This window comes from Thiobacillus denitrificans DSM 12475 (assembly GCF_000376425.1).
GTDB lineage: Bacteria > Pseudomonadota > Gammaproteobacteria > Burkholderiales > Thiobacillaceae > Thiobacillus > Thiobacillus denitrificans.
Map to the genome: position 1 here is coordinate 191,233 of NZ_AQWL01000004.1, position 23,218 is coordinate 214,450.

General features: G+C 65.9%; 19 protein-coding genes. 6 read left to right on the top strand and 13 right to left on the bottom strand.

What is annotated here, in order from left to right; genetic code table 11:
• Positions 1-127: 127 nt before the first annotated feature.
• The 3 genes from B059_RS0107775 to B059_RS0107785 all read right to left on the bottom strand — a co-directional run bounded on the left by B059_RS0107775 (position 128) and on the right by B059_RS0107785 (position 2,312).
• Positions 128-1,165: an alpha/beta fold hydrolase gene (locus tag B059_RS0107775; RefSeq protein ID WP_018077678.1), complete on the bottom strand. Its 1,038-nt coding sequence runs from the start codon at positions 1,163-1,165 to the stop codon at positions 128-130.
• A gap of 59 nt (positions 1,166-1,224) precedes the next feature.
• On the bottom strand, positions 1,225-1,431 hold the full coding sequence (locus B059_RS18830) for a DUF3330 domain-containing protein (protein WP_018077679.1): 207 nt from the start codon (positions 1,429-1,431) through the stop codon (positions 1,225-1,227).
• Positions 1,432-1,514: 83 nt separating this feature from the next.
• On the bottom strand, positions 1,515-2,312 hold the full coding sequence (locus tag B059_RS0107785; protein WP_245538751.1) for a phosphate/phosphite/phosphonate ABC transporter substrate-binding protein: 798 nt from the start codon (positions 2,310-2,312) through the stop codon (positions 1,515-1,517).
• 190 nt (positions 2,313-2,502) lie between these two features.
• Between B059_RS0107785 and B059_RS0107790 the strand changes: the two genes are divergently transcribed.
• Positions 2,503-3,915, top strand: coding sequence for a bifunctional ADP-dependent NAD(P)H-hydrate dehydratase/NAD(P)H-hydrate epimerase (locus tag B059_RS0107790; RefSeq protein ID WP_018077681.1), 1,413 nt, complete (start codon positions 2,503-2,505; stop codon positions 3,913-3,915).
• Here B059_RS0107790 and galU read toward each other — a convergent pair whose 3' ends face one another.
• The 8 genes from galU to ppsA form a co-directional block, all read right to left on the bottom strand.
• On the bottom strand, positions 3,916-4,785 hold the full coding sequence (gene galU, locus B059_RS0107795) for a UTP--glucose-1-phosphate uridylyltransferase GalU (RefSeq protein ID WP_018077682.1): 870 nt from the start codon (positions 4,783-4,785) through the stop codon (positions 3,916-3,918). It lies immediately after the preceding gene.
• Positions 4,786-4,810: 25 nt separating this feature from the next.
• Positions 4,811-6,886 (bottom strand): NAD-dependent DNA ligase LigA, encoded by a 2,076-nt coding sequence (ligA, locus tag B059_RS0107800; RefSeq protein WP_018077683.1) that lies wholly within the window; start codon positions 6,884-6,886, stop codon positions 4,811-4,813.
• Positions 6,886-8,097, bottom strand: a complete 1,212-nt coding sequence (locus B059_RS0107805) for a cell division protein ZipA C-terminal FtsZ-binding domain-containing protein (protein WP_018077684.1) — start codon at positions 8,095-8,097, stop codon at positions 6,886-6,888. The genes ligA and B059_RS0107805 overlap by 1 nt, the downstream gene beginning before the upstream one ends.
• A complete protein-coding gene (ftsB, locus tag B059_RS0107810) occupies positions 8,090-8,449 on the bottom strand; it encodes a cell division protein FtsB (protein WP_018077685.1) in 360 nt (119 codons plus the stop codon). Before ftsB ends, B059_RS0107805 begins: the two co-directional genes overlap by 8 nt.
• The gene (gene eno / locus B059_RS0107815) at positions 8,427-9,710 is read right to left on the bottom strand and encodes a phosphopyruvate hydratase (RefSeq protein ID WP_018077686.1); all 1,284 of its coding nucleotides are present in this window, start codon (positions 9,708-9,710) and stop codon (positions 8,427-8,429) included. The genes ftsB and eno overlap by 23 nt, the downstream gene beginning before the upstream one ends.
• A 142-nt stretch (positions 9,711-9,852) precedes the next feature.
• Positions 9,853-10,695 (bottom strand): 3-deoxy-8-phosphooctulonate synthase, encoded by an 843-nt coding sequence (gene kdsA, locus B059_RS0107820; RefSeq protein WP_018077687.1) that lies wholly within the window; start codon positions 10,693-10,695, stop codon positions 9,853-9,855.
• Positions 10,692-12,332: a CTP synthase gene (locus B059_RS0107825; protein ID WP_018077688.1), complete on the bottom strand. Its 1,641-nt coding sequence runs from the start codon at positions 12,330-12,332 to the stop codon at positions 10,692-10,694. The genes kdsA and B059_RS0107825 overlap by 4 nt, the downstream gene beginning before the upstream one ends.
• A 293-nt stretch (positions 12,333-12,625) precedes the next feature.
• Entirely contained in the window at positions 12,626-14,968 is a 2,343-nt protein-coding gene (gene ppsA, locus B059_RS0107830) for a phosphoenolpyruvate synthase (RefSeq protein ID WP_018077689.1), read from the bottom strand.
• 12 nt (positions 14,969-14,980) lie between these two features.
• Here ppsA and B059_RS0107835 point away from each other — a divergent pair, with 12 nt between their 5' ends.
• Positions 14,981-15,757: a pyruvate, water dikinase regulatory protein gene (locus tag B059_RS0107835; protein ID WP_026177389.1), complete on the top strand. Its 777-nt coding sequence runs from the start codon at positions 14,981-14,983 to the stop codon at positions 15,755-15,757.
• A gap of 236 nt (positions 15,758-15,993) precedes the next feature.
• Entirely contained in the window at positions 15,994-18,006 is a 2,013-nt protein-coding gene (locus B059_RS0107840; RefSeq protein ID WP_157273651.1) for a putative bifunctional diguanylate cyclase/phosphodiesterase, read from the top strand.
• Between the two features lie 27 nt (positions 18,007-18,033).
• Here B059_RS0107840 and B059_RS0107845 read toward each other — a convergent pair whose 3' ends face one another.
• Positions 18,034-18,813 (bottom strand): TrmH family RNA methyltransferase, encoded by a 780-nt coding sequence (locus B059_RS0107845; protein ID WP_018077692.1) that lies wholly within the window; start codon positions 18,811-18,813, stop codon positions 18,034-18,036.
• Between B059_RS0107845 and senB the strand changes: the two genes are divergently transcribed.
• The gene (gene senB, locus B059_RS0107850) at positions 18,812-19,816 is read left to right on the top strand and encodes a selenoneine biosynthesis selenosugar synthase SenB (RefSeq protein WP_245538752.1); all 1,005 of its coding nucleotides are present in this window, start codon (positions 18,812-18,814) and stop codon (positions 19,814-19,816) included. The two genes, B059_RS0107845 and senB, sit on opposite strands and share 2 nt — an antisense overlap.
• A gap of 31 nt (positions 19,817-19,847) precedes the next feature.
• Here the strand turns inward: senB and B059_RS0107855 are convergent, their stop codons facing one another.
• A complete protein-coding gene (locus tag B059_RS0107855; RefSeq protein ID WP_038058360.1) occupies positions 19,848-20,519 on the bottom strand; it encodes a tetratricopeptide repeat protein in 672 nt (223 codons plus the stop codon).
• A gap of 101 nt (positions 20,520-20,620) precedes the next feature.
• On the opposite strand from B059_RS0107855, the gene ycaO reads away from it, so the two are divergent.
• Together ycaO and B059_RS0107865 are read left to right on the top strand one after the other, a co-directional pair.
• Entirely contained in the window at positions 20,621-22,339 is a 1,719-nt protein-coding gene (gene ycaO, locus B059_RS0107860; protein ID WP_018077695.1) for a 30S ribosomal protein S12 methylthiotransferase accessory factor YcaO, read from the top strand.
• Positions 22,340-22,350: 11 nt separating this feature from the next.
• Entirely contained in the window at positions 22,351-23,199 is an 849-nt protein-coding gene (locus tag B059_RS0107865; protein WP_018077696.1) for a PA4780 family RIO1-like protein kinase, read from the top strand.
• The last annotated feature ends 19 nt before the right edge of the window (positions 23,200-23,218 follow it).

Below are 23,218 nucleotides of genomic sequence, written 5' to 3' on the forward strand. Positions count from 1 at the left end.
AGGCGCTATTTTATCCGATTGGAGCGCCTGACCGGACGGGCTGACCCACTCTGCATCCGAATCCGCGGGCTTGCGCCAGTGCCATTCGTCCCTGGCCCCGGATCGCGCGCGCCGGCGACGCGTGCCCTCAGTCAAGGAAGCCAGTGAGCGCCTCGATGTAGGCGTCCCAGGCCTCGAACTGCGGGAGGTGGCCGATGCCCTCAAGCTCAACGAGGCTGCCGTTGGGAAACGCTGTGGCGGCGGCGCGGCCGAGCGATTCGTACAGACCCATCGTCTTTGCCACTTCGGGCGCGACCAGGTTCTTGCCCAGCGCAGTGCGGTCGCGCAGGCCGATGATGAGCAGCGTGGGGGCCGTGACCTGGTCAAACTCGTAGAGCACGGGCTGGGTGAAGACCATGTCGTAGGTGAGGGCAGAGACCCAGGCGAGCTGCTCGCGGTCGGCGCTCTCGCTCCATCCCATCTGGATGTCGGCAAACTTTTCGTACTCGGGCTTCCACTTGCCGTCGAAGTAGCTCGCCTTCATGTATTCGCGCACGCCGCCGGGGGTCTGCCTGAGCTCGTTCTGGTACCAGGCCTGCACATCGACGTAGGGTACCTTGCGTTTCCAGTCTTCCAGGCCGATCGGGTTCACCAGCACGAGCTTGTCGGTGCGATCGGGGAACATCAGCGCGAAGCGTGTTGCGAGCATGCCCCCCATCGAGTGGCCCACGACGGTCACCCTGTGAACGCCGATTGCGTCGAGCAGCGCCGCCGTGTTGCGCGCGAGCGCCTGGAACGTAAATTGGTAGCGGGTTGGCTTCGCCGACTTGCCAAAGCCGATCTGGTCAGGTGCCACCACGCGGTAGCCCCGCTTGCTCAGCGCGTCGATGGTCCTGGCCCACGAGGCGGCGGAGAAATTCTTCCCGTGCATGAGCAGCACCGTTTTGCCGTTGGCCTCGCCCGCGGGTGCCACGTCCATGTAGGCCATCTCCAGTGCTTGGCGCTGCGACGCGAACGCGAAGATCTTCACCGCATACGGATAGGCATACAGCGAGAGGCGGGCGTCGAACTGCGCGGGTGCCGCCTGGTCGAGGGGCATCGGCGCCGCGCGGCGTTCGGGCCCGACCGGCCCGGTGGAAGCGCAGGCAGTGAGCAGCAAGGCGAGACCGCAGAAGGCGTATTTCATATTTTTCCCGCTGTGTGACCTAGCGCGGTTCGCGGCGCCCGGTCGCCGACGTTGACGCCTTAGCGGCGAATCCGTGTCTGCTTCTGCCAGGCTTCGAGGCAGTCGAGCCCGCAAAAATGGTGGACGTAATCCTGAGCATCCGTCAGTTTGACCGCATCGGCGGGGATTTCCCGCAAGCAGACTTCGCAGTTGAAAACCGTACAACGGTCTTCGTCGGTGCATTGCGCCACCAAAGCGCCGGCCGGGGTGCGATGACGGGTATCCATGCGCATTCCAGAAAGTTTCGCAGTACTTTCCAGTATATGCCGCCGCAGGCATCCCGCAAGCCGGCCGGACCGGTTCGCGCGGGTCAGTACCCGGCCTCCCGGATCGCCTGCTTGATCAGCTGGTAATCCGCCTGTTTGTCGATCACGAATCCCGTCACCTTGCTGTGGATGGTTTTTTGCAGGGACTGGATGACGTCCGGGCCGAGCGCGGCGGCAGCCCTGCCCAGTTTGTCCTGCTCGGCGACGGCGAAACGATCGCTCGCCATCAGGGTGAAATCCGGGGTTGCGGGCAAGGCATACCAGGTCTCGAACCCGCCCCTGGCGACCAGTTCGTCGGCCAGCTTGCTGCGCAGGCTGCCGGCCTGGGCAAAATCGCGCTGCATCGCCAGCACCACCTCCTCCTGGGTTTTCAGATTGAGGATCTGCGCTGCTTCCTGCTTGTTGCGCTTGAGCGTGTGGCGCGCCATCACGTCGAGCCAGGACTCCTTTTCGGTGAGCGCCACCGTCGCCACCGCCGCGCCCTTGCGGCGCACGAGAACGCCCGTGGCCTGGTCGCGCACCCGTGCCACCGGCGAGTAGCGGTGGTCCAGCGCGGCCACCGCCACCGACGGCGGCACAAGATACAGATCCAGCCGCCCGCCCGCCATGGAGCGGGTGACGCTCTTGATGCTGCGGAACAGGGTAAGCCCCGGTTTCGCGCCCACGGCCGCGCCAAGGGCCTGGGCAAAGGGCATCGCCCAGGCGCGGAAATCCCCCATGATCACGTCCGCCTTGCCGGTACCCGGGTATATACCGATGTTCAGTTCCGTCCTGGCTGCATGCGCCGCCAATGGCAGCGCGGGAAGCAGTGCCAGAGCGGTCAGGAAGCGTCGTCGTTGCATCTTCATTCTCCTTTTTCCGGGCTGGGCGCGCGGCAAAGCATCAACGGCATTGCGGAAGCTGCGCTGGATACCAGGCGGCGTAGTCATTTTCGACCAGTCCGGCATGCCGCCGCGGGAACGGTTCACGCGATCGCGCCGCCGCCGGGATTAAGATGTCCGCTGCGCCCGACTCGAATTCCCCTGTCTGCCCATGCCGACCGCTCCCAGTTCCCTCGTTTCTCCGCCGCTGTTCACGGCCGCCGACATCCGCCTCATCGACCGGCATTGGGCAGACGCCCACCCCGCAACCTCGTTGATGGAAAGGGCGGGCGCGGCCGCCGCCGAACTGGCGGGCACGCTGGCCAGCGAATCGGGCGCCCCCGTCCTGATCCTGGCCGGCCCCGGCAACAACGGCGGCGACGCCCTGGTCGCCGCGCGCCTGCTCGCGCTTCAGGGGTGTCGCGTGCTCGTCGTCAGTCGCGCCGACCCCGCGCGCCTGCCGGCGGACGCCGCGCGCGCCTGGGCCGCCTGGCGCGAAAGCGGCGGCGTGATCCAGGCGGACATTCCGCCGTCGCAGCGATACAGCCTCGTCATCGACGGCCTGTTCGGCGTGGGGCTGCAGCGCGACGTCGGCGGCGAGGAGGCACGCTGGATCGCGCAGGCCAATGGCCTGGACTGCCCGAAACTGGCGCTCGACGTGCCGAGCGGCCTCGACAGCGACAGCGGCCGGATTCGCGGCTGCGCCCTGCGCGCCGACCACACGCTCACCTTCCTCGGACTCAAGCCGGGCCTCCTCACCGCCGATGGCCCCGACCACGCCGGCGAATTGCACCTCGACACGCTCGGCGTCGACCCGGCCACCCTGCCCGCCACCCCGGGCATCGCGCTGACGCAGCTGGAAGCCCGTCATTGCCTGCCTGCGCGCGCACGCAACAGCCACAAAGGCCAGTTTGGCCATGTCGGCATCGTCGGCGGCGCCCCCGGCATGGTAGGCGCCTGCCTGATCGCCGGGCGCGCCGCGCTGCGGCAGGGCGCCGGCATGGCGACGCTGGGAGTTCTGGACGAGCGCATCGCGGTCGATTACGGCGAGCCGCGGCTGATGTTTGCCGTGCCGGAAAAGCTGGCGGATGCGCAATTGAACGGGCTGGCAATCGGCCCCGGGCTGGGGCACAGCGCGCGTGCACGGTACTTGCTGGAAACCGCCCTCGCGGCGCCCTGCCCGCTGCTGCTGGATGCCGATGCGCTGAATCTGCTGGCCGGCGATTCCGCAGTGGCCAGGCAGATCGGCCGCCGCGCCCACCCGACCCTGCTCACCCCGCATCCCGGCGAGGCTGCGCGCCTGCTCGGTCTGAGCAATGCCGACATCCAGGCCAGCCGTATCGAAGCCGCGCAGCAGCTCAGCGCACACTATCGCGCGCACGTCGCGCTCAAGGGCGCCGGCACCGTGATCGTCCACCCCGGCGGCCGTTATGCCATCAACACCAGCGGCGGCCCCTGGCTGGCGCAGGCCGGCTCCGGCGATCGCCTGACCGGCATGGTCGTCGCGCTGCTGGGCCAGGGAATGGCTGCGGGAGACGCGCTGGAAGCCGCCGTCTGGCTGCACGGCAGCGGTGCGGCGGCCTGATCAGCAGACGCGATTTTTCAGGTATGCCGCGAAGTCGTCGCTGACTTCGCTGTGCTTCAACGCATATTCGACCGTCGCCTGCAGATAGCCGAGCTTGCTGCCGCAGTCGTAGCGGATGCCGTCGTACGCGTAGGCCAGCACCTGCTGCTCCTTCAGCAGCGCGGCGATCGCATCGGTGAGCTGCAGTTCGCCGCCGGCGCCGGGCTTCAGGTGCTGGATGTGGTGAAAGATGCGCGGGGTGAGGATGTAGCGGCCGACCACCCCGAGGGTCGACGGCGCGTCCTCGGGCTTCGGCTTCTCGACGATGGCGTTGACGCGCGACACGCGCTCGGCCATGGGGCTGGCGTCGACGATGCCGTAGGACGCGGTGTCCTCGGGCGCCACCTGCTGCACCCCGAGCAGCGAGCACTGATAGTAGTTGTACTGGTCGACCATCTGCTTCATCACCGGCGGCTCGCCGTCGAGCAGATCGTCAGCGAGGATCACGGCGAAGGGCTCGTTGCCGACCACCGGCTGCGCGCACAGCACAGCATGACCGAGCCCGAGCGCCTCGGCCTGGCGGATGTAGATGAAGTTGACGCCGGCCGGGCGGATCGACTGCACGGCCTCCAGCACGCGGTCCTTGCCACGCGCGGCCAGCTCGGTTTCCAGTTCGTAGGCCTTGTCGAAGTGGTCCTCGACGGTGCGCTTGGTGCGGCTGCTGATGAAGATGATGTCGGTGATGCCGGCGGCCATCGCCTCCTCGACCGCATATTGGATCAGCGGCTTGTCGACGATGGGTAGCATTTCCTTTGGGCTGGCCTTGGTAGCGGGCAGAAAACGGGTGCCCAGGCCGGCCACCGGAAATACGGCTTTTTTTACTTTTTGCATATCGCTTCCCTGTCTGTCCTTTGGCTCAAAAGTCTAAAACGTGTTGTTCGTTATTGTTGTCCGCTGCCAGCAAGGCCAGCAGCCCGGCCTCGTCGAGAATGGCCACGCCGAGTTCCTGCGCCTTCGCCAGCTTGCTGCCGGCCTCTTCACCGGCCACCACGTAGTCGGTTTTCTTCGACACCGACCCCGCCACCTTGCCGCCTGCCGCCTCGATCTTTTCCTTGGCGGCATCGCGCGTCAGCGTCGGCAGCGTGCCGGTCAGCACCAGCGTCTTGCCGGCCAATATGCCCGCCGATTGTTGCACGCCGGTGGACTCCGGCCAGCGCACCCCTGCGGCGCGCAGCTTGTCGACCACCTCCAGGTTATGCGGTTCGGCAAAAAACTGGATGATCGACTGCGCCACGATCGGCCCGATGTCGCGCACCTTCAGCAAATCGGCCTCGCTCGCGGCAATCAGCCGGTCCAGCGAACCGAAATGCCACGCCAGATCCTTGGCCGTGGTTTCCCCGACATTACGGATGCCCAAGGCGAAAATAAAGCGCGCCAACGTGGCGGCCTTGCTGGCCTCAATCGCCGCGATGAGGTTGGCCGCCGATTTCCCGGCCATGCGGTCGAGCCCGGCGAGCGTTTCCAGATTGAGGCCATACACGTCGGCAGGCGTGCGCACCAGGCCACGCTCGACCAGCTGATCGACCAGCTTGTCGCCCAGCCCGTCGATATCCATCGCGCGACGGCCGGCAAAATGCAGCAGCGCCTGCTTGCGCTGCGCCGGGCAATACAGGCCGCCGGTGCAGCGTACCGCCGCCTCGCCTTCCAGCCGCACCGCGTGCGAACCGCACACAGGACAGAGCGGATAGCTTTGCAGAATGCTGAAACGCGGCGGCTCGGGCTTAGGCCGCCGCTCCACCACCGCCGCGACGACTTCGGGGATGACGTCGCCGGCGCGCCGCACGATCACGGTATCGCCCACGCGCACATCCTTGCGATCGATTTCATCCTGGTTGTGCAAGGTGGCGTTGGTCACGGTGACGCCGCCGACGAACACCGGGGCGAGCCGCGCCACCGGCGTCAGCGCACCGGTGCGGCCGACCTGCACCTCGATGCCGAGCACCGTGGTCAGCTGTTCCTGCGCCGGAAATTTGTGCGCCACTGCCCAGCGCGGCTCGCGCGTGACGAAACCCAGCTCGCGCTGCAGGTCCAGGCGGTTGACCTTGTACACCACGCCGTCGATGTCGAACGGCAACTGATCGCGGCGCGCGGCGACATCGTCATGGAAGGCGACCAGTGCCGCCGCACCTAGTCCGGCGATGCGCTCGCTGCACACCGGCACGCCCAGTTCAGCCAGTGCGTCGAGCGTGGCACTGTGGGTGGGCGGCAGCGACCAGCCCCGTACCTCGCCCAGCCCATAGGCAAAAAACGACAGCGGCCGCTGCGCGGCCATTGCCGGATCGAGCTGGCGAATGCTGCCCGCGGCGCCGTTGCGCGGATTGACCAGGGTGGGCTTGCCGGCTTCCCGCTGCTTCGCGTTGTAGCGCTCGAAGTCGTCGCGCCGCATGAACGCCTCACCGCGCACTTCCAGCACGGCGGGCGGCGCAGCGGTATTCAGGCGCAGCGGGATGGCATGCACTGTGAAGATGTTCTGTGTGACGTCCTCGCCGGTTTCGCCGTCGCCGCGGGTGGCGGCCTGTACCAGCACGCCGAGCTCGTAGCGCAGGTTGATGGCCAGGCCGTCGAACTTCAGTTCCGCCGCGTATTCGACCGGCGGGTCGCTTTCATCCAGCCCCAATTCGCGCCGCACCCGCGCATCGAAAGCCTGCGCGCCGCTCGCTTCGGTATCGGTCTCGGTGCGGATCGACAGCATCGCCACTGCATGGCGCACCGGCGCGAAACCATCCAGCGGCTTGCCGCCTACGCGCCGGGTCGGCGAATCGGGGGTGGCAAGTTCGGGGTGTTCGGCTTCGAGCGCTTGCAGTTCGCGGAACAGCCGGTCGTACTCCGCATCGGGAATGGTGGGGGCATCGAGAACGTAATAGGCGTAATCATGGCGCTCGATTTCCTGACGCAGTGCCGCCGCGCGCGCCGGCACACCGGCTGCCGGCATCAGGAAAACAGGCGCAGCGCCCGCCGTGAACCGGATGGCACGCCGCGCGCTTCCATGCGTTCGTAGATATGCGTGAGCTGAATGCGGATTTTCTCGATGCCGCTGTCGGTCAGCGGGCGCAGGTTGTCGTCCACCAGGATGCCGCCGACTTCGCTGGCAAGCTTGCGGCCGAACGTCACCATGCCGTCGAATACCTTGAGGCCATCCGGTACGCGCGGCACGTCGAATTGCAGGGTCACCCCCTGCGAGGTTTGCCCTTCCATCACGGTGGTATTGAAAGGTTCGGCATCGTGGTTGCACAGCGCATAGAGCGGCTCGCCGCGGCTGTCGAGCAGCTGGAATACGCCGTCCATGCCCAGCGCCATGCCGCAGGCTTCGGCCTCGTGCACGATGCGCGTCAGATTCACCGCCCCTTCGCCGCGCGCCACCACGTTCAGGCCGATGAGGACATCGACATCGACGCAGAAGCGATCGATGGCCTGCGCGCGCTCCATCGCATCGGCCACATCGTCGCAGGCGACGCGCAGGCCATGTGCCTGACCTACATTCTGCAGCAAGGCGCACAGGGCCGAGAGCTGCTCCTCCTGCGCCGCACCATTACGGTCGGCCAGCTGCATGGTGACCACCACCTGCTGATAGTGCACGTCGCGCCAGGGCTGGATCTCCTCCCATTCCGCGGCAGCAGCCGGCAATCCGGCCCAGCGCACCGCCTTGCCCAGAGTACGCGCATGATTGAAGGCATCGGCAAACACATTCGCCAGGACGCCATCGCCGCCGACGCGGATACGGTATTCGATCAGTTCGTCGTAGGGTGCCTCAGGTGCCGTCACCGCGACGTAGGGCGCGTGAGCGGAAGGCGGCGGAGCCGGTGCCGCAGACGTCACGCGCGTGGGCATACTGTCTTCAAGCGGGGCGTCCGCCCGCGACAGGTCGGCATCGATCTGCAAATGAGGTTCGTTGACCTCGGCCACGTCGCGCATGTCGTCACTGGCATCGAAGACTGGTTCGCGCAGCGCCGGCTCAAACCGCTCAGACCGGCTGTGCGTTTCGCGCGGTACCGTCTCCGGCTGCATCAGCGCATCGCCCACTGGCGGCTGGAAAGCCGCGTCGGCCTGTTTTCGGAAGCGACGCTCCTGAATCCAGTTGAATAGCAGCACCACCGCCACGATGGCCACGCCGATCACCAGCAAGCCGATTTGCAAGTCACTCATTCGTTTTTCCCGACTGAACGGTGTGGGCAGACACCACCCGGACGAACCATTCGTCCGACGCAATCATGCCCAGCTCATTGCGCGCGCGCTCTTCGATGGCGTCGCGTCCCTGCTTGAGGTCGCCAAGCTCGGCCAGCAGGCCGGCATTGCGGGTCTGCAGACGCAGGTTCAGCGCCTGCTGGGTGTCGATTCTGTTCGCACTTTCACGCACTTTCAACCATCCGCCTTCGCCCAGCCACAGCGGGTATTGCAACAGCACGATCGCCACGGCCAGCATCCAGGTCAAGCCCTGGCTGCGAATACGCGCGACCAGCCTGACTGCGTTGAGGTCAGGCGCGCTGGCGGAAAGCATCACGTCCGGGATAGCTCGCCGTGTCGCCGAGTTCTTCTTCGATGCGCAGCAGCTGGTTGTATTTCGCCATGCGGTCGGAGCGCGACAGCGAGCCGGTCTTGATCTGGCGCGCGTTGGTGGCCACCGCCAGATCGGCGATCGTGGTGTCCTCGGTCTCGCCTGAGCGGTGCGAGATCACCGCGGTGTAGCCGGCCTGCTTGGCCATCTCGACCGCCTGGAAGGTTTCCGACAGCGTGCCGATCTGGTTGACCTTGATGAGAATGGAATTCGCGATGTCCTTGTCGATGCCTTCCTTGAGGATCCTGGCGTTGGTGACGAAGAGGTCGTCACCCACCAACTGGACACGCTTGCCGAGCTTGTCGGTGAGGGTTTTCCAGCCGTCCCAGTCGCCTTCGGCCATGCCGTCCTCGATGCTGATGATCGGGTACTTGTCGCACCAGGCCGCCAGGTAATCGGCGAGCTCGGCGGAAGTCAGCTTGAGCCCTTCGGACTCGAGGTGGTAGCGGCCGTCCTTGTGGAACTCTGAAGCGGCGCAATCGACGCCGATGGCGACGTCGATGCCGGGCTGCAGGCCGGCCTTTTCGATCGCCTGCACGATCAGCTTGAGCGCCGCCTCGTGCGATTCCAGGTTGGGGGCGAAGCCGCCCTCATCGCCGACGGTGGTCGCCATGCCAGCGTCGTCGAGCAGCTTTTTCAACGCGTGGAACACTTCGGCGCCATAGCGCAAGGCTTCGCGAAAACTCGGCGCACCGACCGGAATCACCATGAATTCCTGCATGTCGATGTTGTTGTTGGCATGCGCGCCGCCGTTGATGATGTTCATCATCGGCACCGGCAGCGCCATCGGCGCGGCACCGCCTAGATAGCGATAGAGTGGCAGCCCGGCCTGTTCGGCGGCGGCGCGCGCGCACGCCATCGACACCGCCAGGATCGCGTTGGCACCAAGGCGCGACTTGTTCTCGGTGCCATCGAGTTCGATCATGGTGCGATCGATGAAAGCCTGGTCTTCGACGTCCAGCCCGATGATGGCTTCGCAGATTTCGGTGTTGATATGTTCGACGGCCTTCAGCACGCCCTTGCCGAGGTAGCGCGACTTGTCGCCGTCACGCAGCTCGATCGCCTCGCGGCTGCCGGTGGATGCGCCCGACGGCACCGCGGCACGCCCGAGTACGCCTGACTCAAGCAGCACGTCGGCTTCGACGGTGGGATTGCCGCGGGAGTCGAGAATTTCCCGGGCGATGACATCAATGATTGCGCTCAATTTCTATCCTTCAGATTCAATTCTTATCCGCAATACCCGAAGGGCATGAAGGACGCTAAGGGGCGCGAAGGGAAAACAAGACAAAACTCCGGGTTTTCTTCGCGTTTCTTCGCGCCCTTTATGCCCTTCGGGCATTCGCGGATCAGGTTTTCATCAATTTATGTTCAATAAACCCGCGCTGCTTCACCAGCGCGTCGATTTCCTTCAGTGTCTCCAGCAGTTCCTTCAACATGCCGAGCGGCCACGCGTTCGGTCCGTCGGACAGCGCACGCTCCGGATTCGGATGCGTCTCCGCGAATACCCCCGCCACCCCGCTGGCCACCGCGGCGCGCGCCAGCACCGGCACGAACTCGCGCTGGCCGCCGCTGGTCGTGCCCTGCCCGCCCGGCTGCTGCACCGAGTGGGTGGCGTCGAACACCACCGGGCACTGCGTCGCACGCATGATCGCCAGCCCGCGCATGTCGGACACCAGGGTGTTGTAGCCGAAGCTGACGCCGCGCTCGCACACCATGATCTGCTCGTTGCCGACGGCGCGCGCCTTGTCGACCACGTTCTGCATGTCCCACGGCGCCAGGAACTGGCCCTTCTTGATGTTGACCGGGCGCCCCTGGCGCGCGACGTTCTGGATGAAGTTGGTCTGGCGGCACAGGAAGGCCGGCGTCTGCAGCACGTCGACCACCGACGCGACCTCTTCGAGCGGGGTGTCTTCGTGTACGTCGGTCAGCACCGGCACGCCGATCTTCGCCTTCACCTCCGAGAGGATGCGCAGCCCCTCGTCCAGCCCGAGTCCGCGGAAGGACTGGGTCGACGAACGGTTGGCCTTGTCGAACGAGGACTTATAGATGAAAGGGATATTCAGCCCGGCACACATTTCCTTCAGGGTGCCGGCGGTGTCCATCGCCAGTTGCTCGGATTCGATCACGCAGGGGCCGGAGATCAGGAACAGCGGCTGGTCGAGACCTGCCTCGAAATGACACAGTTTCACTTGCTGCGCTCCTGTTGGTGCGCCAGCGCCGCCTGCACGAAAGCGATGAACAGCGGATGGCCGTTGCGCGGGTTGCTGGTGAATTCGGGATGGAACTGGCAGCCGACGAACCAGGGATGCGCCGAGGCCGGCAGTTCGACCATTTCGCACAGATCGGTGCCCGGCGCGCGTCCGGCCACCACCAGGCCCTTGGCCTCAAGTTCCGCCAGGAGGGTGTTGTTGACTTCGTAGCGGTGGCGGTGGCGTTCAACGATGCTGGCGGCGCCGTATATCCGGCGCGCCAGAGTGCCGTCCTTGAGTTCGCATGGCTGGCCGCCAAGGCGCATGGTGCCACCGAGGTCGGATTGTTCGCTGCGTTTTTCGACCTGGCCGTCGCGGTCCAGCCATTCGGTGATGAGGCCGATCACCGGATGCGTGGTGGCCGGATCGAATTCGGTCGATTGCGCGTCCGCCATGCCGGCGACGTCGCGGGCGAACTCGACCACCGCGAGCTGCATGCCGAGGCAGATGCCCAGATACGGCACCCTGTTTTCGCGCGCGTAGCGGATGGCGGCGATCTTGCCCTCGACCCCGCGCTTGCCGAAACCGCCCGGCACCAGGACCGCATCCATGCCCTGCAGGCAATCGGTGCCAGTCTTCTCGATCTGCTCGGAGTCGATGTAATGGATCTTGACCCGGCTCAGCGTGTGCATGCCAGCGTGGATCATCGCTTCCGACAGCGACTTGTATGATTCGGTGAGGTCGACGTACTTGCCGACGAAGGCGATGTTGACCGTGTGCTGCGGATGCTCGAGCGCGTGTACCAGGCTCTTCCATACGGAGAGGTCGGCGGCGCGCGCCAAGATGTTCAATTTGTGGCAGACGATCTCGTCGAGCATCTGCTCGTGCAGCATCGCCGGGATCTTGTAGATCGAATCGGCGTCGAGTACTTCGATCACCGCCTCCGGCCGCACATTGGTGAACAGCGCGATCTTGCGCCGCTCGTCCAGGGGGATCTCGCGGTCGGCGCGGCACAGGAGGATGTCGGGCTGGATGCCGATCTCGCGCAGTTCCTTCACCGAATGCTGGGTCGGCTTGGTCTTCAGTTCGCCGGCGGTCGCGATGTAGGGCAAGAGCGTGAGGTGGATGAAGCAGGTGTTTTCCTTGCCGTCCTCGAAGCCCATCTGGCGGATGGCTTCGAGGAAAGGCAGCGACTCGATGTCGCCGACGGTGCCGCCGATCTCGACCAGCGCGACGTCGGCACCCTTGGCGCCTTCGCGGATCGACAGCTTGATCTCGTCGGTGATGTGCGGGATCACCTGCACCGTGCCGCCGAGGTAGTCGCCGCGGCGCTCCTTGTCGATCACCGACTTGTAGATCTGGCCGGTGGTGAAGTTGTTGCGCCGGCTCATGCGCGCGCTAGAGAAGCGCTCGTAATGGCCAAGGTCGAGGTCGGTCTCGGCACCGTCGTCGGTCACGAACACCTCGCCGTGCTGGAACGGGCTCATGGTGCCAGGGTCGACGTTGATGTACGGATCGAGCTTTAACAGGGTGACGCGGATACCGCGCGATTCGAGCAGCGCAGCGAGAGAAGCGGAGGCGATCCCTTTCCCGAGGGAAGAAACCACCCCGCCGGTGACAAACACATACTTCGTCATTTTGTAAGCGGGGGCGGGTGATGGCGGATTCTACTCCATCCCACCCTGCCGCTCAAACCGTGACGGCTTTTCCGCAAACCCTCCCTCAGGGGCGGGGCGCCGCCGGTGCGCCCAGGAACGGCACGGACTCATCGATCGCCCGATGCGGCTGACGAAGTGGCTGGTGTCGCCATAGCAGGGGTGGGGATGCCGCGATGCTCCTCGTAGTGCAGTACCACTGCCGACCAGCCATTTGCGCCTGCTTCTGCGCCGCGGTGTTGTTGTCGGCATTGTGTTCCCCTGCGCTTGACGATCTATTGTGCACGGGCCAGCCGCCGCCAGGTCGCCACCACCGTATCCGGGTTCAGCGACATCGAGCCGATGCCCTGCGCCACCAGCCAGTCGGCCAGGTCGGGATGGTCGCTCGGCCCCTGGCCGCAGATGCCGATGTACTTGCCGTTGCGCTTGCACGCGGCGATTGCCTCGACGAGCAGTTTCTTCACCGCCGGGTTGCGCTCATCGAAGCTCTCGGCCACCAGACCCGAGTCGCGGTCGATGCCGAGCGTGAGCTGGGTGAGGTCGTTGCTGCCGATGGAGAAGCCGTCGACGTACTGCAGAAAATCGTCGGCCAGCAGCACGTTGGAGGGGATCTCACACATCATGATCAGGCGCAGGCCATTGTCGCCGCGCGCAAGGCCGTTGAGCGCCAGCAGGTCGACCACCGCCGCGCATTCCTCGACGGTGCGCACGAAGGGAATCATGACCTCGACGTTGGTGAGCCCGATGACGTCGCGCACTTTTTTCAGCGCACGGCACTCCAGCTCGAACGCCGGGCGGAACAGTGGCGACACGTAGCGCGCTGCGCCGCGCAGCCCCAGCATGGGATTCTCCTCCTTCGGCTCGTAGCGGCCGCCGCCGAGCAGGTTGGCGTATTCGTTGGACTTGAAGTCGCTCAATCGCACGATCGCCGGCTGCGGCCAGAACGCGGCCGCCAGCGTGGCGATGCCCTCGGCCAGCTTGTCGACGTAGAAGGACACCGGATCGGCGTAGCCGGCGGTACGCCGTTCGATCTCGTCGCGCAGCTCGGGCGTCTGGCCGGCATGGTCGAGCAGCGCCAGCGGATGCACACCGATCATGCGCGCGATGATGAATTCGAGGCGCGCGAGGCCGATGCCGTGGTTCGGAATCTGCGCGAATTCGAAGGCGCGCTCCGGGTTGCCGACGTTCATCATCAGCTTGACCGGGGGCTCGGCCAGGGTTTCGCTCATCAGCGTTTCCACCGTGAACGGCAGCTTGCCCGCATAGATCCTGCCGGTATCGCCCTCGGCGCACGACACCGTCACCGTCTCGCCGTCCTTCAGCACCGTGGTCGCCGCGCCGGTACCGACCACGGCGGGGATGCCCAGTTCGCGCGCCACGATCGCGGCGTGGCAGGTGCGGCCGCCGCGGTTGGTGACGATCGCCGCGGCCCGCTTCATCACCGGCTCCCAGTCGGGATCGGTCATGTCGCTCACCAGCACGTCGCCCGGCTGCACACGATCCATTTCCGCCGGGCTGGCGATCACCCGCACCACGCCGGCACCGATTTTCTGGCCGATGGCGCGGCCGCTGATGCGCACCTCGCCGGTGGCCTCCAGCACGTAGCGCTCGCCGCCACTTTTCTCGCGCGTCTTCACCGTTTCCGGCCGCGCCTGCACGATGAAAAGTTCACCGGTTTCACCATCCTTGGCCCACTCGACGTCCATCGGCCGGGCATAGTGGCGTTCGATCTGCACCGCCTGGCGCGCCAGTTCCAGCACTTCGGCGTCGGTCAGCGCGAACTGCCGGCGCAGCTCCAGCGGAGTCTCCTCGACCGCGGTGGCGCCATCGCGCCAGACCATGCGGATGGCTTTTTCGCCCAGCTCGCGCCGCACCACGGCGGGAAAGCCTTGCGCCAGCGTCGGCTTGTGCACGTAGAACTCGTCCGGGTTGACCGAGCCTTGCACCACGGTTTCACCCAGCCCGTAGGCGGCGGTGATGAACACCACGTCGCGAAACCCGGATTCGGTATCGAGCGTGAACAGCACCCCCGAACACGCGATGTCGGAACGCACCATGCGCTGCACCCCGGCCGACAACGCCACCTCGGCATGGTCGAAGCCGTGATGCTCACGGTAGGCGATGGCACGGTCGTTGTAGAGCGAGGCGAACACCTTTTTCACGTGTGCCAGCAGCGCGTCTTCGCCACGTACGTGCAGATAGGTCTCCTGCTGGCCGGCGAACGAGGCGTCGGGCAGATCCTCGGCGGTGGCCGATGAGCGCACCGCCACCGATACTGCATCGCCGAGCGCCGCATAGGCGGCGCGCAGACCGCTTTCCAGTGCGGGCTGCAGGCTGGCTGCTTCCACCCAGGCGCGAATCTCCACGCCGGCCGCGGTCAGCGCCGTCACGTCCGCCACGTCGAGCGCCGCCAGCCGCGCATGGATGCGCGCGCGCAAATCGTTATGATCGAGAAAATCCCAGAACGCCTGTGCGGTGGTGGCGAACCCGCCCGGCACCTTGACTCCCGCTCCCGCCAGATGGCGGATCATTTCGCCGAGCGAGGCATTCTTGCCGCCCACGCGCGGCACATCCGCGATCGACAAGGCATCCAGCGGCACAATATAGTCAGCAGACATTAGGTGAGCTCCATGAATAATTGCAGCGTATTTTGCGTGTCCGACCACACCGGCGTGACGGTCGAAGCCGTCGCCAAAAGCGTGCTGGCGCAATTCCCGCGTCTTGAGTTTAGCCTGATTACGCTGCCCTTCGTCGACAGCGCCGGGAAAGCGCAGGCCGCCGCCGCGCGCATTGCCGCCGCGCCCCGCGCCCTGGTGTTTTCCACGCTGACCGACCCTGCGCTGCGTGCACTCTTGCGCAGCGCAGGGTCGGGCCTGTTCGACGTATTCGAACTGGTCGCTCCCGCTGTCGAGGCCTCGCTCGGCCAGACTGCCACCCCCAGCGGCGGCCACACCCACGGCATGGCGCCCGACTACGAGGCGCGCATGGACGCCGTCAACTTTGCGCTCAACCTGGACGACGGCCTCAACCCCGAACGCCTCGGCCAGGCCGACCTCATCCTGGTCGGCGTCTCGCGCGTCGGCAAAACCCCCAGCGCGCTCTATCTCGCCCTGCAATACGGCCTGCGCGTCGCCAACTATCCGCTCACCCCGGACGACCTTGCCCATCCCGCGCTGCCCGGCGTCCTGCTCACCCATCTGCCGCGGCTACGCGCCCTGACCCTGTCGGCCGAGCGCCTCAGTGCCATCCGCCAGGCGCGCTACCCCGACAGCCGCTACGCCAGTCCGCAACAATGCCGCGAAGAGCTGGTTACTGCCGAGGCGCTCTTCAAGCGTCACGCCCTTCCCGTCCTCGACACCACCCGCATGTCGGTGGAAGAAATCGCGGCACGCCTGCGGCACCCCTAGCTGGCCCGCCCGCACTCAAGTTTTCTGCCATTCGACCGTTTGAACAGACGCCTTGCATCGATGCAGCCTGCGGTGCGCATCCCTGCCCTTGTTCAAATACCAGGAGTTTTCTGATGTCCGGCCATTTTTCGAGCACCCGCTCATTCGCCGCCATACTCCCCGCCGCAGCAGGGTTGTGGACGGATGGATGATTGCAAGCGCAGGAATTCCGCCAGGAAAATCACAGTTTGAACACCATGCACGCCGAGATCGATGCCGATGCGAAGGCGGGGCTGCGTCCTGCCCTCCCCTCAACCTGGCGACGCGCGCTGTTTGCGGGGTTTGTCACCCAGTTGCTGCTGATCCTGTTCGTAACCGCCATCGGTTTGCAGCAGCTGAGGATGACCGCCGACAACCTCGGCACGGTCGTCGACGTCCACATGCGCAAGCTGAGCCTCACCAAGGCCATGATGAGCGCCGCTCGCGAACGCACGCTCAGCATGCTCAGGCTGGCCCAGAGCGACGACCCGTTCGAGCGGGACGGGTTTATCATGCAGTTCGACGCGGGCGCCTCGGCCTTTGCCAATGCGCGGATAGCGCTGCTGAACATGCCCCTGAGTAGCCGCGAACGCGAACTGATCGCCCTGCAGGGACGGTTGACCGGCATTGCCCAGCAGATTCACAACCGGGTTGCCGACACGTTCCGCAACGACGTCAGCCGGAAAGCCGAAGAACGCATCCTCGCCGATGCCATTCCGGCACAGAACAATGTTCTGGACGTGCTCGCGCAACTCGACGCCGAAACCCAGAAAATCGCGCTGGCGGCCAGTCGCGAGGCGCACGAGGCGCACGGGGTAGCGCGTTTCTGGATGTATCTGTTGTCCGGCGTTGCCCTGCTGCTGGGGATCCTGGTCGCTGCAGCCGTCATTCATTACACCAATCGCGTCAGCCGCGAACGTGAACATCTCGCCACCCACGACACCTTGACCGGCCTGCCCAACCGCATGCTGTTCATGGATCGCCTGGAGCAGGCACTGGTGCGTGCGCAGCGGCGTAAAACGCTGGTGGGCGTCATGTTCATCGATCTGGACCGCTTCAAGCGCGTCAACGACACTCTCGGCCATGCCATGGGCGACACGCTCATCAGCGAGGTGGCCGGGCGCCTGCAGGCAGCCACGCGTGCCGAGGACATCGTGGCGCGGCTGGGCGGCGACGAATTCGTGGTGGTCATCGATGCCGCCAAGCTCAACCATATCCTGCAGGTCGTGGAAAAAATCCTGGCTGTCGTAGGCAGGCCCTACCAGATCGCCGGACGCGAGATTTTTGGCAGCTGCAGCATCGGTGTCAGCGTCTATCCGAATGACGGCGCCGACTCCGGCAGCCTGCTGAAGAACGCCGACACGGCGATGTACACCGCCAAGAGTGGCGGCAGAAACCGCTTCCAGCTTTACGATACGGCGATGAACGCCATGGCGGAAGAAAGACTGCAGTTGGAAACCGAGCTGCACTATGCGCTGCAGCGCAACGAATTCGTATTTCATTACCAGCCCCAACTCGACCTGGAAACCGGGCGCATCCACGGCGTCGAGGCACTGATCCGCTGGAACAGCCCGGACAAGGGTCTGCTCGGCCCGGCTGTTTTTCTGGAGCTGCTGGAAGAATCCGGCGGCATCGTCGGCATCGGGCGGTCGCTTTTGCTGGCAGCCTGCCGTCAGACTGCAAGCTGGCACGCCGCCGGGTTCGCCGATCTGGGCGTTGCCGTCAACGTCTCCAGCAAGGAATTCTGGCACGCATCCCTGCTCGCGAACGTGCGCGACGCGCTGGCGCAATCCGGCCTGCCTGCGCACTCGCTGCAGCTCGAACTGACCGAAGGCATTTTCATGGAAAACGTCGACGCGGCCGTAGAGAAAATCCTCGCCTTGAAGGCGCTGGGAATCGCCGTGGCCGTCGACGACTTCGGCACCGGCTACTCGTCTTTGGCCCACTTGAAGCGCTTCCCGCTCGACGTCCTGAAAATCGACCGCTATTTCGTCAAGGACATCCAGCACGCCCCGGTCAACGAAGCGCTCATCGGCTCGATCCTCGCCCTGTGCACAGGGCTGGGTCTCGGCACCGTCGCCGAAGGGGTGGAGAACAGGGACCAGCTCGAATCGCTGCGCAAGCTCGGCTGCCGCATCGTGCAGGGCTATTTCATCAGCCGGCCGGTTCCGGCCGAGCAGATCACCGCGCTGCTGGGCCGCGACTGGCTGCAGGAGTTCGGCCAGGCTTGAGGCGTGCAGCCGGACAGCGCAGACCGTTTATCGCCTGCGCTGCCGGGCGGCCTCGAATACCGCCACCGCCAGCGCGGCCGACGCATTCAGCGACTCGATCCTGCCCGCCATCGGAATCTGCGCGCTCAGCTGAGCCGCATCACGCACCGCGGCGGACAGCCCCGCGCCTTCGTTGCCGGCGATAAGCGCAAGCGGCCCGTCGAGGTCGAGCGCATAGAAATCGCTGTCCTCGGCCGGTGCGAGCGCGACGCTGCGGCCGGCAAAGCCTTTCAGCCAGGTCACCAGATCCGCCCCCAGCCGCATCGGCAGCACGAACTGCGCGCCCTGTCCGCCGCGCAGCGCCTTGGGCGACCAGGGATCGTGGCAGCCCTTCGACAGCACCGCCAGCGTCGCCCCCGCCGCCGCGCCGGTACGCAGCATGGCGCCGAGATTGCCGGGGTCCTGGATATCCTCCAGCACGACGGCGAGCGCAACGCCGCCCGGCGGCGGCGGCGCGAGCCAGGCCGCCTCGGCGAGCAAGCCGGTCGGCGTGGCAACCGGGGCGAGCTCGGCAAACAGCGCGTCAGGCAAGACGATGGCCTTGGCGCGGGAACAGCGCGCGGCCAGCTGCGCGAATCGCTCCCGGCCGAACGAGGCGGCGCGTGCCAGCGTATGCGGCTGGCCGCCGGCGTCGAGATAGGCCGCCAGCAGATGCTCGCCGTCGAGCAGCGTCATCTGCGCCTCGCGCCGCGCGCGAGCCGACTCGGCGAGCTTCTTCAACCGTTTGAAGATGGGATTGTCGCGCGAGGAAATGGCGGTCTCGGTCATGCGCCGATTATCCGCGATTCATCCGGCAAGCTACACTCACACGATGCGCATCGCTCTCATCACGCCGTATGGCCGCGAACACCGCAACGGCAACTGGCACACCGCCGCACGCTGGGCGCGTTTCCTGCGCGAGGCGGGCCACGCGGTGCGGGCGCAGGTGGAATGGGATGGCCGCTCGGCCGACCTGATGCTGGCGCTGCATGCGCGGCGCAGCTTCGCCTCGATCCGCGCCTTTGCCGGGCGCTTTCCGAGCCACCCCCTGTTGCTGGCGCTGACCGGCACCGACCTGTACCGCGACATCCACGAAGACAGCGACGCCCAGCAGGCGCTGGAGCTCGCGCACCGGCTGATCGTGCTGCAGGATCGCGGGGTCGACGAGCTGGCCCCGCATCTGGCCGCCAAGACGCGGGTGATTTACCAGTCGTCGCCCGACATTGCCCGCCTGCCCTCGCCTGCCCACACTTTCGAAGTGCTGGTGATCGGCCACCTGCGCACGGAAAAAGACCCGTTCCGGGTGGCGCTGGCGACCGCCTACCTGCCCGAGCACTCGCGCATTCAGGTGACGCATCTGGGCAGCGCCCTGAGCAAGGAGATGGCCGACACCGCGACGCTGGCGCAAAGCAAGCTGCCGCGCTGGCACTGGCTCGGCGAGGTGCCGCACAAGACGGTGCTGAAGCGCTTGGCGCGGGCGCAGCTCATGGTCATTCCATCGGTGCTGGAAGGCGGCGCCAACGTGATCTGCGAGGCCCTGGCGGCGGAGGTGCCGGTGCTGGCCTCGCACATGCCCGGCAACGTCGGCATGCTGGGCGAGGATTACCCCGGCTATTTTCCGGTGGGCGATGAAAGGCGGCTGGCCAGGCTGCTGGCCATGGCCGAACACGATCCCGGCTTTTATGCCGATTTGCTCGGCCACGCGCGTGCCCGACGCAGCCTGCTGCGGCCGGAACAGGAAGCCAGCCGGTTGCGGCAGTTGGTAGCGGAATTCGAGCAGAGCGCGGGGTGAAATAGCGGTCTGCGACTGCGCAAGCGGGCGGTCACCCCTCGGCAAACAGAATCCCGAACATGCGCGCGCGTTCGGCTGCGCTCAGGCCGCGCAGCACCCGCACCGCTTCGCGTGCCACCCGTGCGTCGCGCGTGATCGAATATTCGACCGCCAGCGCACGCCAGACCTCGGCCAGCGTCGGGTCGGTGGCCTGCAGCTTTTGCAGTGCCTGCATCACCCCGTCCTGCCCTTTGGTCAGATAAAACGTCAGCCCCAGGTTGTGCCAGGCCTGGACGTAGTCGGGATCGATCTCCACCGCCGCGCGATACGCCTGCATCGCCTCGCGCGGGCGCCCGCTGTCGCGGTAGGCATTGCCCAGATTGTTGTGCGCATACACATCGCCAGGGTCCAGGCGCACATTCCGCCGATATGCCACGATCGCTTCGGCGAACCGCCCCAGCTCGCCCAGCGCGCGCCCCTGAACGAACCAGGCCAGCGCACTCTTCGCATCGGCCAGCGCCCAGGCCTGCCCCCACGCCAGCAGGCCTGGCCAGTCGGCGCGTTTTTCCAGCGCCTGCGCCTGCCGCACCCACTCGGCCTGCGGACGGGCGGCCAGCGCCGCCTGGCCGTTGTCCAGACCGAAGGTCTGGGCGGCAGCAGCCGCCGCCGGGCCTGCAAGCGCAAGGCAGAGCAACAACAACAAGCAAGAGAGACGGTCAGGCATGGGGCAGGATGCAGCCGGCAAGGTTACGGGGGTCGGCATTCATTTTACGCCGTACTTGACGCATCGCTTATGCTGTTCGCTGTCCAGAAAAGAGCCACCTCATGCACGTCACCGAACACTTCATTCCCGGCAAGGATGCCTCGCTCGAAGCGTCGATCGCCACCCTGCAATCCAGGCTCGAAGCGATCGGCTTCCACATCGAGGAACGCTCCTGGCTCAATCCGGTGGAAGGCGTGTGGTCGGTACACATCCGCGACCGCGACTGCCCGCTGCTGTTCACCAATGGCAAGGGCGCCTCGGAACTGGCCGCGCGGGCGAGCGCGCTGGGCGAATATTTCGAGCGGCTGTCGACCAACTATTTCTGGACCCACTTCCATCTGGGTGCGACGATCGCCAACCGGGAATACGTCCATCACCCCGCCGAGCGCTGGTTCGCGCTCGGCGACAGCGGCGATGCCTGGCCAGCCGGCCTGCTCACGTCCACGCTGCAGGGCCTCTACAACCCGGAAGCAAGCGTGCGCGCCGACCAGCTGGTCGACCTCAATTCCGGCAACGCCACACGCGGCATCTGCGCGATTCCCTACCAGCGGCTGCGTGACGGCGAAACCGTGTATTTTCCGGTCAACCTGATCGGCAACCTCTACGTCAGCAACGGCATGTCGGCCGGCAACACGCCGATGGAGGCGCGCACCCAGGCGTTGTCCGAAATCTTCGAACGCCACATCAAGTTCCGCATCATCGAGGAAGGCCTGTGCCTGCCCGACGTGCCCGCAGCCGTCATCGATCGCTATCCGCACATCGCCGCCGGCATCCGCGCGTTGCGTTGCGCCGGCTTCGGCATCCTGGTGAAGGACGCCTCGCTCGGCGGCCTCTATCCGGTGATGAACGTCACCCTGCTGCATCCCGAGGATCAGGGCTGCTTCGCCAGCTTCGGCGCGCACCCGCGCTTCGAAGTGGCGCTGGAACGCGCGCTGACCGAGCTGCTGCAAGGTCGTGCGCTCGATTCGCTGGCAGGCTTTCCCGCTCCCGGATTTGACGAGGCCGAAATCGCCGATCCGCAGAACCTGGAAATCCACTTCGTCGATTCCAGCGGCGTGATTTCCTGGCAGTTCCTGCGCGACACCCCCGACTTCGACTTCGTCGACTGGAACTTCGGCACCACCACCGAAGAGGACTACGCGTGGTCGGTCGACGCCCTGCAGGCCGACGGGCACGATATCTACATCGCCGATTTCGAGCATCTGGGCGTCTACGCCTGCCGCATCCTGGTGCCCGGCGTGTCCGAGATCTACCCGTTCGAGGAGCTCGAATTCGAGAACAACAGCGTCGGCAACCTGATCCGCCCGGCGCTCGCGCGCCTGCCCGAACTGGGCGACGACGAATGCGCCGAGCTGTTTGACCTGATAATCGAGCTGGAACTGGCCGACGACCGTCTCGTCACCGTGCTGATCGGCCTGGCGCCGGATGCCGATTCGCCGTGGACCGATCTGCGCGTCGGCGAACTCAAGCTGCTGCTCGCGCTGGCCCTCGGCGACGACGACGCCATCCTCGAAGGCTGCACCTGGATCGCCCAGTACGGCCAGCGCAGCGAAGCGCGCCTCAAGGTCTACCGCTGCATCGCCGACCTCGTCCAGCTCGGCGACCCCAATCCCTTCGAATCTGCGCTGGCCCTGCTGTACGGCCGCGAGACACTGGAACTGGCGTTCGCGCTATTCAACCAGGACGAACGCTTTTTCGGGCTGACCAAACTGGGCAGCGACTTCGAAGGCAGCGCGATGCACCGGCACCTGCTGGAGGCGTACCGCAAGGTGCGCGGCTAGATCGATACCCGATGAAAATCCCCAAACGTCTCGAACCCCTGCTCGAAGACGGCCTGATCGACGGCGTCGTGCGCCAGCTCATGAGCGGCAAGGAGGCCATGGTCTTCGTCGTCCGCTGCGGCGACGACATCCGCTGCGCCAAGGTCTACAAGGAAGCCAACAAGCGCAGCTTCCGCCAGGCCGTCGACTACACCGAAAACCGCAAGACCAAGAACAGCCGCCAGGCGCGCGCCATGGCCAAGGGCAGCAAGTATGGTCGCCAGATGCAGGAGGCCGCCTGGCAGAGCGCCGAAGTCGATGCGCTGTATCGGCTCGCCGCCGCCGGCGTGCGCGTGCCCACGCCGTACAACTTCTTTGAGGGCGTGCTGCTGATGGAACTGGTGGCCGACGCCGAGGGCAACGCCGCGCCCCGGCTCAACGACGTGTCGTTCAGCGAAGACGAAGCCCTCGCCCACCACCGCACCCTGATCCGCGAAGTCGTGCGCATGCTGTGCGCCGGCGTCGTCCACGGCGACCTGTCCGAGTTCAACATCCTCTTCGGCGCCGACGGCCCGGTGATCATCGACCTGCCGCAGGCAGTGGATGCAGCCGGCAACAACCACGCCCAGGCCATGCTGGCGCGCGACGTGAACAATCTGCGGGCTTACTTCGGCCAGTTCGCGCCGGCGCTACTGGCGACGCGATACGCCGAGGAAATCTGGGCGCTGTATGAGCACGGCAAGCTGCTTCCCGAGGTCGAACTCACCGGCCTGTATGAATGCACGTTGCCTGAAGTCGATCTGGAAGGGGTGATGCGGGAGATTGATGACGCGCGGGAGGAAGAGGCTGCGCGCCTGTTGCGCTTGCAGGAAGCGGGATGATTCACCCGTGCCCGGCCAG